The 14263-nt window shown below is 41.4% G+C and carries 10 protein-coding genes; all 10 read left to right on the plus strand.

Annotated features, from left to right (window positions below; all coding sequences use genetic code 11):
* Positions 1-131: 131 nt before the first annotated feature.
* The 10 genes from tig to carB all read left to right on the plus strand — a co-directional run bounded on the left by tig (position 132) and on the right by carB (position 14145).
* The gene (gene tig, locus NQ488_05050; protein ID UWN96670.1) at positions 132-1421 is read left to right on the plus strand and encodes a trigger factor; all 1290 of its coding nucleotides are present in this window, start codon (positions 132-134) and stop codon (positions 1419-1421) included.
* 52 nt (positions 1422-1473) lie between these two features.
* Positions 1474-2055 carry an ATP-dependent Clp endopeptidase proteolytic subunit ClpP gene (gene clpP / locus NQ488_05055; GenBank protein UWN96671.1) on the plus strand — a complete coding sequence of 194 codons (582 nt, stop codon included), beginning with the start codon at positions 1474-1476 and terminating at the stop codon, positions 2053-2055.
* Between the two features lie 91 nt (positions 2056-2146).
* Entirely contained in the window at positions 2147-3415 is a 1269-nt protein-coding gene (gene clpX, locus NQ488_05060) for an ATP-dependent Clp protease ATP-binding subunit ClpX (GenBank protein ID UWN96672.1), read from the plus strand.
* A 25-nt stretch (positions 3416-3440) separates the two neighbouring features.
* Positions 3441-5804: an endopeptidase La gene (lon, locus tag NQ488_05065; GenBank protein ID UWN96673.1), complete on the plus strand. Its 2364-nt coding sequence runs from the start codon at positions 3441-3443 to the stop codon at positions 5802-5804.
* The gene (gene yihA, locus NQ488_05070) at positions 5804-6391 is read left to right on the plus strand and encodes a ribosome biogenesis GTP-binding protein YihA/YsxC (protein ID UWN96674.1); all 588 of its coding nucleotides are present in this window, start codon (positions 5804-5806) and stop codon (positions 6389-6391) included. Before lon ends, yihA begins: the two co-directional genes overlap by 1 nt.
* Positions 6392-6462: 71 nt before the next feature.
* Entirely contained in the window at positions 6463-6993 is a 531-nt protein-coding gene (locus tag NQ488_05075) for a shikimate kinase (protein UWN96675.1), read from the plus strand.
* Between the two features lie 59 nt (positions 6994-7052).
* Complete coding sequence (locus NQ488_05080) at positions 7053-8726, plus strand: glutamine--tRNA ligase/YqeY domain fusion protein (protein UWN96676.1); 1674 nt, start codon at positions 7053-7055, stop codon at positions 8724-8726.
* Positions 8727-8762: 36 nt separating this feature from the next.
* Positions 8763-9632, plus strand: a complete 870-nt coding sequence (locus tag NQ488_05085; protein ID UWN96677.1) for a DUF2225 domain-containing protein — start codon at positions 8763-8765, stop codon at positions 9630-9632.
* Positions 9633-9807: 175 nt separating this feature from the next.
* A complete protein-coding gene (locus NQ488_05090) occupies positions 9808-10875 on the plus strand; it encodes a carbamoyl phosphate synthase small subunit (protein ID UWN96678.1) in 1068 nt (355 codons plus the stop codon).
* 69 nt (positions 10876-10944) lie between these two features.
* Entirely contained in the window at positions 10945-14145 is a 3201-nt protein-coding gene (gene carB, locus NQ488_05095) for a carbamoyl-phosphate synthase large subunit (protein ID UWN96679.1), read from the plus strand.
* Positions 14146-14263 lie beyond the last annotated feature (118 nt).

The following is a 14263-nucleotide window of genomic DNA, read 5'->3' on the forward strand; positions in this document are numbered from 1 at the left end:
CGTTTTTTGATGTATTTTTTAATAAAAAATTGCTGGCATTTATTTGATAACTATGATATACTTATCAAATGTGTACGTAGTGCGCTCATTTTTAAGTAGTATTTACATATATTAAGGAGGAAGTAATAACAATGAGTTTTACAGTAGAACAGCTCGAAGAGAAGAATATGGTTAAGCTTGTGATTACATCAAGCGATGAGGAATTCGAGAAGGGATTAGAGCAGGCATACAACAAGAACAAGAGTAAGATTAATGTTCAGGGCTTCCGTAAGGGCAAGGCTCCACGTAAGATTATTGAAAAGTTCTATGGCAAGGAAGTATTCTTTGAGGATGCTGCTAATGCAATTATTCCTGAAGCATATGCAAAGGCTGCTGAAGAGAGCGGTCTTGAGATCGTATCACAGCCGGAGATTGGTCTTGTTCAGTTAGAAGATGGCAAGCCATTCATCTTTTCAGCAACAGTAGCTGTTAAGCCTGAGGTTGAGCTTGGACAGTATAAGGGTGTTGAGGTTGCTAAGGCTGATGTTGAGGTAACAGAAGATGATATTAATGCTGAACTTGATAAGGTAAGAGAGCAGAATTCAAGAACTGTTAATGTTGAGGACAGACCTGTTCAGGATAAGGACATGACAGTTATCGATTTTGAGGGCTTCATTGACGGACAGCCATTCCAGGGCGGAAAGGGCGAGAATTACCCACTTACAATCGGTTCACATTCATTTATTGATACATTTGAGGAACAGCTTATCGGTAAGAATATCGGTGAGGAGACAGAGGTTAATGTAACATTCCCTGAGGATTACCATGCTGAGGAGCTTAAGGGCAAGCCGGCTACATTCAAGGTAACAGTTAAGGAAATCAAAGAAAAGCAGTATGATGACCTTGATGATGATTTCGCACAGAATGTTTCAGATTTTGATACACTTGCAGAGTACAAGGAAGATCTTAAGAAGACAATCGGTGAGAGAAAAGCTAACGAAGCTAAGAACAAGAAGGAAGCAGAAGCTATTGATAAGATTATCGAGAATGCAAAGATGGATATTCCTTCAGCTATGGTTGATACACAGGTTCGTCAGATGGCAGAAGACTTCAGCAGAAGACTTCAGCAGCAGGGTCTTTCAGTAGAGCAGTATTTCCAGTTCACAGGACTTACAGCAGACAAGCTTTTTGCAGACATGCAGCCTGAGGCTGAGAAGAGAATCAAGAGCAGACTCGTTCTTGAAGCTATTGTCAAGGCTGAGAATATTGAAGTTTCTGATGAAGAGTATGAGTCAGAACTCAACAAGATGGCTGAGAGCTACGGAATGGAAGTAGACAAGATTAAGGAATTCATGGGCGAGTATGAGCAGAAGCAGATCAGAGAAGATATCGCTGTTCAGAAGGCTGTTGATTTAGTTGTTGCAGAAGCTGTTGAGAAGTAATTAAAGAATATTAGAATTTTAATTCTTCCAGTCAGCATAGGGAGGTTTTATAATGAGTTTAGTACCTTATGTCATTGAGCAGACCAGTCGTGGTGAGCGTTCTTATGATATTTATTCACGCCTGTTAAAGGACAGAATTATATTTCTCGGAGAAGAAGTGACAGATGTGTCTGCAAGTCTTATTGTAGCACAGCTCCTTTTCCTCGAGTCGGAAGATCCGGGCAAGGATATTAATTTTTATATTAACAGCCCGGGTGGCTCTGTAACAGCAGGAATGGCAATATACGATACGATGAATTATGTTAAGTGTGATGTATCAACAATCTGTATCGGAATGGCAGCCAGCATGGGTGCATTCCTTCTTTCGGGTGGTACAAAAGGCAAGAGACTTGCACTTCCTAACGCTGAGATAATGATTCACCAGCCATCAGGCGGAGCGCAGGGACAGGCAACAGACATTAAGATTGTGTCAGATCATATTATTAAGACAAGACACAAGCTGAATACAATCCTTGCAGCTAACACAGGCAAGCCACTCGATGTGATTGCTGTCGACACAGAGAGAGATAATTACATGAGTGCCCAGGAAGCTGTTGAGTATGGTCTTATTGACAGTGTGATTGAGAAGAGATAAATAAACAGATAAGGACTGGGACAGCATGTGCGTCTATATGCACGGCCGACCGGTCCTTTTTTGTCACAATTTGTATATTAGGAGGTATCCGATGGCAGGCAGAGAGGATAGACAACTTAGATGTTCATTTTGCAATAAGACACAGGATCAGGTGAAGAAGCTTATTGCAGGACCTAACGGAACATATATATGTGATGAGTGTGTCAGTGTATGTGAAGAGATTCTCAATGAAGAATTCGATGATTACGATGATGATGCCAAAAATGCGGCTGATATGGAGATTAATCTTCTTAAGCCGATGGAGATAAAGGAATTCCTTGACGAGTATGTTATAGGTCAGGAGGAAGCAAAAAAAGTATTATCTGTAGCGGTATATAACCACTATAAGAGAATTATGAGAAAAGCTGAGGATGACGATGTAGAACTTCAGAAGAGTAATATTCTTGTAATAGGTCCTACCGGATGTGGTAAGACATATCTTGCACAGACACTTGCAAAGCTTCTTAATGTACCATTTGCAATAGCGGATGCAACAACTCTTACAGAGGCAGGTTATGTAGGTGAAGACGTCGAGAATATTCTTCTTAAGCTTATTCAGGCAGCTGATGGCGATGTAGAACGTGCACAGTACGGCATTATATATATTGATGAGATTGATAAGATTACCAAGAAGTCAGAGAATGTCTCAATAACAAGAGATGTATCGGGCGAAGGTGTACAGCAGGCGCTCCTTAAGATCATAGAGGGAACCAACGCATCAGTTCCACCACAGGGAGGCAGAAAGCATCCTCAGCAGGAACTCATTCCTATAGATACAACGAATATCCTTTTTATGTGCGGTGGCGCATTTGACGGACTTGAGAAGATAATAGAAGGAAGAATGAATCAGAAGTCAATTGGATTCAATGCTGAGATTGGTGACAGATCCAACGAGGATATAGGTGAGCTTTTCCATAAGGTAACACCGCAGGATCTTGTTAAGTTTGGTCTTATTCCTGAATTCGTAGGACGTGTACCGGTTGTTGTAGCACTTGATTCACTTGATGAAAAAGCACTTGTGAGAATACTTACAGAGCCTAAGAATGCACTTGTAAAGCAGTATAAGAAGCTGTTTGAGATGGATGAGGTAGATCTTGAATTTACTCCGCAGGCAGTAGAAGCAATAGCCAAGAAGAGCTTTGAAAGAAAGACAGGCGCGAGAGGTCTACGTTCAATAATAGAAGAAGTTATGATGGATACAATGTATACGATTCCATCAGATGATAACGTAGCAAAGTGCACAATAACAGAAGATGCAGTTGAAGGTAAGGCAGAGCCTGTACTTACTTACCGTGATGAAACAGTAAAACCGACAGCATAATTTATACGGCAGGAATTACATTAACATGAAAAAGAAAAGTTACAATCTGCCGTTCATAGCATTACGCGGAATAAACGTAGTGCCGGGAATGGTAATTAATTTTGATGTAAGCAGAAGAAAATCAGTACGTGCGATTGAAGAAGTGATGAGCAATCCGGAAGAGGAACAGAAGATATTTGTTGTTGCACAGAGGGATATGCTTGTGTCTGAACCACGCCTTAAGGACATGTATGATATAGGGACAATTGCAGCTGTAAAGCAGGTGATAAAGCTTCCTAATTCTATAATAAGAGTTGCGGCTGAGGGCGAACAGCGCGCAAAAATAGGCGAACTTATGGAGAGAGGAGACATACTGTATGCACGTGCTGATGTCATAGAGGAAGATGATACAGTACCGCCAAAGCTTGTCGAAAAAGCGATGTGCAGGAATCTTCATGAGCTCTTAAAACTCTATGCAGCTGCCAATACAGGGATTAACCGTGATGCAATAAAACAGCTTCTCGAAATTAACGATATAAAAAAGCTGGTTAATAAGTTTATGTCGGATTTTCCGATGGATTACACCGACAGGCAGAAGCTTCTGGAGATAACTCCTCTTCAGGCAAGGTTTGAGGAAGAGGAGAGAATACTTGCGGAAGAGACAGAGATATTAAGAATCAAGGATGATATTTCACAGAAGGTTTCACAGAGGGTTGAAAAAAATCAGCGTGATTATGTCATGAGGGAACAGCTTAAGGTCCTGCATGAGGAGCTTGACGGTGAAGATGCCGGAAGCGAGATAGATGAATATTATGCGGCAGTTGAGAAGCTTCAGGCATCTGATGAGGTTAAGGAACGTATTAACAAAGAGATACGCCGTTATAAGACGCTTGCATCGGGATCATCTGAGGCTAATGTAAGCCGCGGATATATAGAGACAGTCCTTAATCTTCCGTGGGACAGATGTTCAGATGACAATAATGATATTGCAAGGGCGGAGAAGATACTTAACGAAGACCATTACGGACTCGAAAAAGTTAAAGAGAGAATCCTTGAATTCCTTGCATTAAAAGCATTTACAAATGGGGCTGAAAGTCCGATAATCTGCCTTGTAGGTCCTCCGGGAACGGGTAAGACATCAATTGCAAAGTCAGTGGCACGTGCGCTTAACAGAGAATATGTGAGAATATGTCTCGGGGGCGTAAGAGATGAGGCTGAGATAAGAGGACACCGTAAGACATATGTCGGTGCGATGCCGGGAAGAATTATTGAAGGACTCCGCAATGCCGGAACAGGCAATCCGCTTATGCTTCTTGATGAGATTGACAAGGTGAGCAATGATTACAGATCAGATACGTCATCCGCGCTTCTTGAAGTGCTTGACAGAGAACAGAACCGTAATTTCAGGGATCATTATATTGAACTTCCCGTAGATCTCTCAAAAGTGCTTTTTATCGCAACTGCCAATGATGTGAGTGAGATGCAAAGACCTCTGCTTGACAGAATGGAAATTATTGAGATAAACAGCTATACCTCCAATGAAAAGCTTCACATAGCCAAAGATTACCTTGTACCTAAGCAGCTTAAGAAGGCAGGACTTAAGAAGAGCTCAATAAAGTTTACTGATAAGGCGCTGCTTACAATAATGGACAGCTACGTAAAAGAGGCGGGCGTGCGCGGACTTGAACGTAATATAGCGCATATATGCCGTAAAGCGGTTACAGAGTTCCTTGCTGATAATCCGGACGCAGCAGATAATCGTGATATTAAGTTTAGGCCTGTTAAGGTCAGCGAACGCAATATAGAGCATTATCTGGGCAAGAAAAAGTATCTCCCGGAAGATTCATATGAGGGCAGACGGGTTGGAACGGTAAGAGGACTTGCGTGGACGAGTGTAGGCGGAGATACTCTTACAATTGAAGTCATAACAATGCCCGGCAAAGGTAATCTTGTGCTTACGGGACAGATGGGTGATATAATGCAGGAATCAGCAAAGATTGCAATGAGTCATGTCAGGGCAGTGGCCGGAACAAAATATAATATCGACAGCGAATATTTTGAAAATACCGATTTCCATCTTCATATACCGGAAGGAGCAGTCCCGAAGGATGGACCATCTGCAGGAATCACAATGGCAACGGCACTTTTATCAGCTGTAACAGGAAAAAAAGTCAGAAAAAATCTTGCCATGACCGGAGAGATTACACTTATGGGATATGTCCTTGCTGTAGGCGGACTGAAAGAGAAGCTCCTTGCTGCAAAGACAGCAGGTGTTAAGACAGTTCTTGTGCCCGCCAGAAACAAGGCAGATATTGCAGAGCTGAGTGATGAGATAACCGGAGGAATGGATATAGTATATGTGTCCGAATTTGAACAGGTAATTAAAAATGCATTTGAGGAGAAAAATTAATGGTAATCAGGAATGTCAGTCTTGACATAGTTATGGGTGTGACGAGCAGCATGCCGCAGACAACGCTTCCTGAGGTAGCGTTTGCAGGAAAGTCTAATGTGGGTAAGTCATCACTTATTAATGCACTTATGAATCGCAAATCACTTGCCAGAACATCATCACAGCCGGGCAAGACACAGACAATCAATTTTTACAACATTAATGATGTAATGCATCTTGTTGACCTGCCGGGGTACGGATATGCCAATGCAAGTGAGGAAGTTAAGGCCAAATGGGGCAGGATGATTGAACGCTACCTGCAGAAATCGCAGCAGCTTAAGCAGGTATTCCTGCTTATAGATATAAGACATGCACCATCTGCCAATGACAAGCTTATGTATGACTGGATTGTACATAATGGGTACAGACCGGTTATTATCGCTACCAAACTGGATAAGCTTAAGCGTAGTCAGGTGGCAAAAAGTGTGAAGATTGTAAGGGAAGGACTTAATCTTGAAAAAGAGGATATCCTGATACCATTTTCTGCCCAGACCAAGCATGGACTGGAACAGATATGGGAGACAATAGAATCATTTTGTGAGTTATAGAATGAAAACGGATTCCATGTGCCATTATATTGTATGGTACATGGGATTTGGTGCATATGGAGAATGAAATAATGAATATTGTACTGATAGGCATGCCGGGAAGCGGTAAGAGTACTATAGGAGTTGTGCTTGCAAAACATCTCGGATATACATTTATAGATTCTGATATTGTAATTCAGGAGAAGCATAAAAAGCTTCTGTGTGAGCTGATTGATGAGTTTGGTGAGGAAGGCTTTTTGAAGATAGAGAATGATGTGAATAAGTCGCTTGATGTGGACAGAACGGTCATTGCAACAGGAGGAAGTGCCGTTTATTCAGAAGAGTCGATGATGCATCTTAAGAAAAGCTCTATATTTGTATATCTTAAGGTTAATAATTCTGAACTTGACAACCGGGTTACAGACCTGAAGGGAAGAGGGGTAGTAACGAACGGCAAGGAGACAATGCAGGAGATATTTGAGGACAGAACCAGACTTTATCAGCGGTATGCAGATGTAACGATAGATGAGGATGAGTTCAGTGCAATATCGGTTCCTAAGATAGTAGATGAGATAGAAGAACTTGTGCGTGAGTGTGCAGGTAAGAGAAATATTGAGTTGTAATGAAGATTTTAATATAGTATAATTCAAGCATGCATAAGTACAAACAGACGGAGGGCGTTATGGAGAACGAGACAGGTTCAAAGAATTTTATAGAGCAGATTATTGAAAAAGATATTGCGGAAGGACACTGCGAGACAGTCAGGACGAGATTCCCGCCGGAACCTAATGGCTACCTTCATATCGGACATGCCAAGTCAATACTTCTTAATTATGGACTTGCTGCTGAATATGGCGGAACATTCAATATGAGATTTGACGATACTAACCCTACCAAGGAGAAGGAAGAGTTTGTTGAGTCTATTAAGAAGGATGTTGAGTGGCTTGGAGCAAAGTGGAACGGAGATATTCTTTTTGCATCAGACTATTTTCCTCAGATGTATGAGGCAGCTGTAGGGCTTATTAAGAAGGGTAAGGCATATGTTGATGACCTTTCGGCAGAAGAGATAAGACAGTACAGAGGAACTCTTACGGAAGCAGGTAAGGAGAGTCCATACAGAAACCGTTCTGTAGAAGAGAATCTCAAGCTGTTTGAGGAGATGAAGGAAGGCAGGTATGCAGATGGCGAGAAGGTCCTCAGAGCTAAGATTGACATGGCTTCACCTAATATCAATATGAGAGATCCTGTTATATACAGAGTTGCACATATGACACATCACAGAACAGGAGATAAGTGGTGCATCTATCCTATGTATGATTTTGCTCATCCTATAGAAGATGCAGTAGAGGGAATCACCCATTCAATATGTACACTTGAGTTTGAAGATCACAGACCTCTCTATGACTGGGTCGTAATAGAGACGGGATATAAGACATCACCTGAAGGTAATCCTAAGCAGATAGAATTCGCCAAGCTTTATCTTACCAATGTGGTTACTGGCAAGAGATATATCAAGAAGCTTGTTGAGGACGGAGTAGTTGACGGATGGGATGACCCACGTCTTGTATCATTAAGTGCTTTAAGAAGAAGAGGCTTTACACCTGAATCAATTAAGATGTTCGTTGATCTTGTGGGTGTTACGAAGAGTCAGGGCTCTGTTGAGTATCCTATGCTTGAGTACTGCATAAGGGAAGACCTTAAGCTTAAGTCAAAGAGAATGATGGCAGTCCTTAATCCTATTAAAATTGTTATAGATAATTATCCGGAGAATCAGACGGAATATTTTGATGTACCTAATAATCAGGAGAATCCCGAACTTGGCTCAAGAAAGGTTCCATTCTCAAGAGAGCTTTATATTGATGCTGAAGACTTTATGGAAGAACCGCCTAAGAAGTATTTCAGACTGTTTCCGGGGAATGAAGTACGCTTTATGAATGCGTACTATCTTACATGTACCGGATGTGAGAAGGACGCAGATGGCAATGTTACGCTTATTCACTGCACATATGATCCTGCAACAAAGGGTGGCAATTACCCTGAGCGTAAGGTTAAGGGAACAATTCACTGGGTTAATGCTCCTACAGCTGTCAATGCTGAAGTAAGACTGTATGAGAACCTTATTGATGAGGAGAAGGGCGTATACAACGAGGAAGATGGGTCAATGAACATTAATCCTAACTCACTTACTGTTCTTAACAAATGTGTTGTCGAGCCTGAACTTGCAGATGCTAAGCCTGAGGATAAGTTCCAGTTTGTACGTACGGGATATTTCTGCGTTGATTCAAAGGATTCATCTAAGGAACATCTCGTATTTAACAGAATTGTATCACTTAAGAGTTCATTCAAGCTTAACTGATATTAATGTATAATTATGAAAGCGGGGACAATATTAATGGACGATTTGTTTGGTGATCTTGCGGGACTTGGAATTAAGAAGCCGCAGAGTGAAGATATATTCAAGGAAGATGAACAGGAGGCTGCCGTCAGGCCGGGCGTACAGTCTCCTATAGAGAAAAAGGAAAAGGTATTTAACGAAGCTGATTACATATTTGATAAAAATATGGAATGTCCTGTGTGCGGACGTTCGTTCAAGACTAAGAAGGTAAGGGCCGGAAAAGCACGTTTCCTCGGCACGGATTCAGATCTGCGTCCACTTCATGAAGGCGTTGATACTGTTAAGTATGATGCGGTAGTCTGTCTGCATTGTGGATATGCTTCGCTTGAGAGAGTATTTACCAATGTTACGGCGAAGCAGGCAAAGGAAATACGCGACCAGATAGGATATAACTTCAAGGGAATGACCAATTCAATAGGCGCATATACATATGAAGAAGCAATCCAGAGGTACAAGCTTGCACTTCTCTGCTGTGTTATCCGTAAGATGAAGATAAGTGAGAGAGCTTATGTATGTCTTAAGCTTGGCTGGCTTTACAGAGGATGGAAAAGTACACTTTCTGAGTCGGATGCGGATTATGCGAAGAAGAAAAAAGAATGTGACGATAATGAAAAGTCATTTATAACTAAGGCATATGAGGGCTTTAAGATAGCTCTCGCTAAGGAATCAATGCCGATATGTGGCATGGATCAGTATACATTCAGCTATCTTATGGCTGATCTTGCAAGGCAGAACAAAGATTACGACAATGCCCAGAAGTTCATATATGAGATAATAAGTTCAAGATCTGTATCAGCTAAGGTTAAGGAAAAAGCCAGAATGCTTAATGAGAGAATTAAGCAGGAAAAAGATGAACAAAGCTCTTGAAAATGATACTGTAATATGATAGAATTTATTAAATTAAAAAAAGAGAAAAACTATGTGCTTCTCTTTTTTTTTGCGCAAATATGAAAAAATATAACTATTCAGCGCATAATGATGTATTTTTATGCATCATGATAAAAGAATCGTTATTGAATAATGAAAGGAAAAGGTGGCGTTCATGAAAGCATTTTTAATACTTGAAGATGGAACGGTATTTCAAGGTACGAGCATAGGTTCAACCAGAGAAGTAATCAGCGAGATAGTCTTCAATACGTCTATGACGGGATATCTGGAGGTGCTTACAGATCCTTCGTATGCAGGACAGGCTGTAACAATGACATATCCACTTATCGGTAACTATGGAATATGTCATGAGGATATGGAATCTTCCAAGGCATGGCCTGACGGCTTTATTGTGAGGGAATTATCTAGAACGCCAAGTAATTTCCGTAGTGATGATACAATACAGGATTTCCTTAAGGAGCAGGATGTTCCGGGTATAGCAGGGATTGATACAAGAGCTCTTACGAAGATTCTTCGTGAAAAGGGAACTATGAATGGAATGATTACAACTAATGAGAATTATAACCTTGATGAGGTTCTGCCTAAGCTTAAGGAATATAAGGTTACAGGAGTTGTGAAGAAGGTAACATGCAAGGAACCTGTACATATGCCTAATACAGGTTACAGAGTTGCACTTATGGATTTCGGTGCCAAGGATAACATTGCCAATTCGCTTCATAAGCGTGGATGCGATGTTACTGTATATCCTGCACTTACGCCGGCTGAGGAGGTACTTGCATCTAACCCTGACGGAATTATGCTTTCCAACGGTCCCGGAGATCCTAAGGAATGTGTGGAGATAATTGAAGAACTTAAGAAGCTTTATGCAAGCAATGTACCTATATTTGCAATATGTCTCGGACATCAGCTTATGGCACTTGCAACTGGAGCTGATACACACAAGCTTAAGTATGGACACAGAGGAGCTAATCATCCTGTTAAGGACATGAAGACAGGAAGAGTATATATATCAACACAGAACCATGGATACGTTGTCGATGAGTCAACACTTGACAAAGATATTGCCAAGCCGGCATTTGTCAATGTTAACGACGGAACTAACGAAGGTCTGGAGTATATAGGCAAGAACATATTCACAGTCCAGTTCCATCCGGAAGCATGTGCAGGTCCGCTTGATACTGCATATCTTTTTGACCGCTTCATTGGAATGATGGCTAAGTAATATAAACATTTGTATACATTAGTATAATAGTAAGCATTATAAGCATTAAGCTTTGAATGGGAGGAAAAAATGCCAAAGAATCCAGACATTAAAAAAGTATTGGTTATCGGATCAGGTCCTATAGTAATCGGTCAGGCTGCAGAGTTTGACTACGCAGGTACACAGGCTTGCCGTTCTCTTAAGGAGGAAGGTATTGAGGTAGTACTTGTCAACTCTAATCCTGCAACTATCATGACAGATAAGGATATAGCTGATGAAGTATATATTGAGCCGCTGACAACTAAGTCAGTAGAGCAGATTATTCTTAAGGAAAAGCCGGACAGCGTGCTTCCTACACTTGGAGGTCAGGCCGGACTTAATCTTGCAATGGAGCTTGACGAAGCGGGATTCCTTAAGGAGCATAATGTAAGGCTTATCGGTACAACAGCACTTACAATAAAGAAGGCAGAGGATCGTCTTATGTTCAAGGAGACGATGGAGAAGATTCATGAGCCTGTTGCGGCATCGTTAGTTGTCGAGAATGTTGAAGACGGTGTTGTATTTGCGGAGAAGATTGGCTATCCTGTAGTTCTTCGTCCGGCATATACACTTGGCGGCAGCGGCGGTGGTATCGCACATTGCCGTGAAGAACTTGAAGAGATTCTTGAGAACGGACTCCGTCTTTCAAGAGTGGGACAGGTTCTTGTAGAGCGTTGCATCGCTGGCTGGAAAGAGATTGAATACGAAGTAATGCGTGACAGCAACGGTAACTGCATTACGGTATGTAATATGGAGAATCTTGATCCTGTAGGCGTTCATACAGGTGACAGTATCGTAGTAGCTCCGTCGCAGACACTTTCAGATAAGGAATACCAGATGCTCAGAACATCTGCCCTTAATATTATCAGCGAACTCAAGATTACAGGTGGATGTAATGTACAGTTTGCACTTCATCCTACGAGCTTTGAGTACTGTGTAATCGAGGTTAATCCACGAGTAAGCCGTTCTTCAGCACTTGCATCTAAGGCTACAGGTTATCCTATTGCCAAGGTTGCAGCTAAGATTGCGCTCGGATATACACTTGATGAGATTAAGAATGCAATCACAGGCAAGACATATGCAAGCTTTGAGCCTGCACTTGACTACTGTGTAGTTAAGATACCTAGACTTCCGTTTGATAAGTTCATTACAGCTAAGAGAACTCTTACAACACAGATGAAGGCTACAGGTGAAGTTATGAGCATAAACCAGAGCTTTGAGGGAGCACTGATGAAGGCCATCCGTTCACTTGAACAGCATGTTGACAGTCTTATGTCATATGACTTTACAAAGCTTACTGATGATGAGCTTCTTGAAGAGCTTAATGTTGTAGATGACAGAAGAATCTGGAAGATTGCCGAGGCACTCAGACGTAATATGCCTCAGGAGACACTTCATGATATAACTAAGATTGATCTCTGGTTCATAGATAAGCTTGCAATTATAGTAGAGATGGAGAAGACTCTTAAGGAGCAGCCTCTTACTAAGGAACTTCTTGCGGAAGCTAAGCGCATTGAGTTCCCTGATAATGTTATCGGACAGCTTACAGGCAGAACGGAGGAAGAGGTTAAGGCTCTCCGTGATGAGTATGGCATACATGCAGCGTTTAAGATGGTTGATACATGTGCCGCAGAGTTTGCTGCTACAACACCGTACTACTATTCATGCTATGGAAGTGAGAATGAAGTTATAGAGACAACACCTCTTAAGAAAGTTCTTGTACTTGGTTCGGGTCCTATCAGAATCGGACAGGGTATCGAGTTCGACTTCTGCTCAGTTCACTGTACATGGGCGTTCAAGAGAGAAGGATACGAGACAATAATCATCAACAATAACCCTGAGACAGTAAGTACGGACTTTGATATTGCTGATAAGCTCTATTTTGAACCACTTACGGCAGAGGATGTTGAGAATGTTGTAAGACTGGAGAAGCCGGACGGAGCAGTAGTACAGTTTGGTGGACAGACAGCAATCAAGCTTACGGAAGCACTTATGAAGATGGGTGTACCTATTCTCGGTACAAAGGCAGAGGATGTCGATGCTGCAGAGGATAGAGAACTCTTTGATGAGATACTTGAGAAAACACAGATTCCAAGAGCTAAGGGACATACAGTTTATACTGTGGATGAGGCTCTGAAGGCTGCTAATGAACTTGGATATCCGGTGCTTGTAAGACCTTCATATGTCCTTGGCGGTCAGGGCATGCAGATTGCGGTATCAGATACAGATGTTATCGAGTTCATGAATATTATCAACAGAATCAAGCAGGATCATCCTATTCTTGTAGATAAGTATCTTATGGGTAAGGAAATCGAAGTCGATGCTGTATGCGACGGTGATGATATTCTTATTCCGGGTATCATGGAGCATATTGAACGTGCAGGTATCCATTCAGGAGACAGTATCTCTGTATATCCTGCCAAGTCTCTTTCTCCTAAGATTATCGATATGATTGAGGATTACACAGGAAGACTTGCAAGAGCACTTCATGTAAAGGGGCTAATCAATATACAGTTTATCGATTATAATGATCAGGTATATGTTATCGAGGTTAACCCACGATCAAGCCGTACAGTTCCTTATATCAGCAAGGTAACAGGAATTCCGATTGTTAAGCTTGCTACTAAGGTTATCACGGGAAGTAAGATTAAGGAGCTTGGTTATACACCGGGACTTCAGAAAAAGTCAGATTATTATGCAATTAAGATGCCTGTATTCTCATTTGAGAAGATACGTGGAGCTGATACAACACTTGGCCCTGAGATGAAGTCTACAGGTGAGTGCCTTGGTATATCCAAGGACTTCAATGAAGCACTTTATAAAGCGTTCCAGGGTGCAGGAGTCAACCTTCCAAAGCACAAGCAGATTATTATGACTATTGCTGATAAGGATAAGGAAGAGTCACTTGATATTGCTAAACGCTTTGACGCTCTTGGATACAAGATTTATGCTTCAAGAGGAACAGCTAAGTTCTTTAATGACAACGGAATAAAGGCTATCAAGGTTAATAAGATTGACCAGGAGTCACCAACACTTCTTGACCTCCTTTATGAGCATAAGATAGACCTTGTAATTGATACTCCTTCTAACGGAATTGAGAGAGCAAGGGATGGCTTCCTCATCAGACGTATTGCAATTGAGACAGGCGTTAATGTACTTACAAGCCTTGATACGGCACATGCACTTGTATCGAGTCTTGAGCATGCATTCAACAGCAATGACCTCTCAATAGTTGATATTGCCAAGATCTGATTATATAAGATATATAATATAAGACCATATTATTCGTAATGAGTAATATGGTCTTTTTTTAGATAAATAACAGTACATTAGTACTATGACTGCATTTCGAAACTCCTACAAATATGGT

Origin of the sequence: [Bacteroides] pectinophilus, from assembly GCA_025146925.1 — a bacterium.
GTDB lineage: Bacteria > Bacillota > Clostridia > Lachnospirales > Lachnospiraceae > Bacteroides_F > Bacteroides_F pectinophilus.

What these genes read in the sequence shown, in the direction of transcription:
- tig (UWN96670.1), top strand. Translation starts at nt 132, where the DNA reads ATGAGTTTTACAGTAGAACAGCTCGAAGAGAAGAATATGGTTAAGCTT.
- clpP (UWN96671.1), top strand. Translation starts at nt 1,474, where the DNA reads ATGAGTTTAGTACCTTATGTCATTGAGCAGACCAGTCGTGGTGAGCGT.
- clpX (UWN96672.1), top strand. Translation starts at nt 2,147, where the DNA reads ATGGCAGGCAGAGAGGATAGACAACTTAGATGTTCATTTTGCAATAAG.
- lon (UWN96673.1), top strand. Translation starts at nt 3,441, where the DNA reads ATGAAAAAGAAAAGTTACAATCTGCCGTTCATAGCATTACGCGGAATA.
- yihA (UWN96674.1), top strand. Translation starts at nt 5,804, where the DNA reads ATGGTAATCAGGAATGTCAGTCTTGACATAGTTATGGGTGTGACGAGC.
- NQ488_05075 (UWN96675.1), top strand. Translation starts at nt 6,463, where the DNA reads ATGAATATTGTACTGATAGGCATGCCGGGAAGCGGTAAGAGTACTATA.
- NQ488_05080 (UWN96676.1), top strand. Translation starts at nt 7,053, where the DNA reads ATGGAGAACGAGACAGGTTCAAAGAATTTTATAGAGCAGATTATTGAA.
- NQ488_05085 (UWN96677.1), top strand. Translation starts at nt 8,763, where the DNA reads ATGGACGATTTGTTTGGTGATCTTGCGGGACTTGGAATTAAGAAGCCG.
- NQ488_05090 (UWN96678.1), top strand. Translation starts at nt 9,808, where the DNA reads ATGAAAGCATTTTTAATACTTGAAGATGGAACGGTATTTCAAGGTACG.
- carB (UWN96679.1), top strand. Translation starts at nt 10,945, where the DNA reads ATGCCAAAGAATCCAGACATTAAAAAAGTATTGGTTATCGGATCAGGT.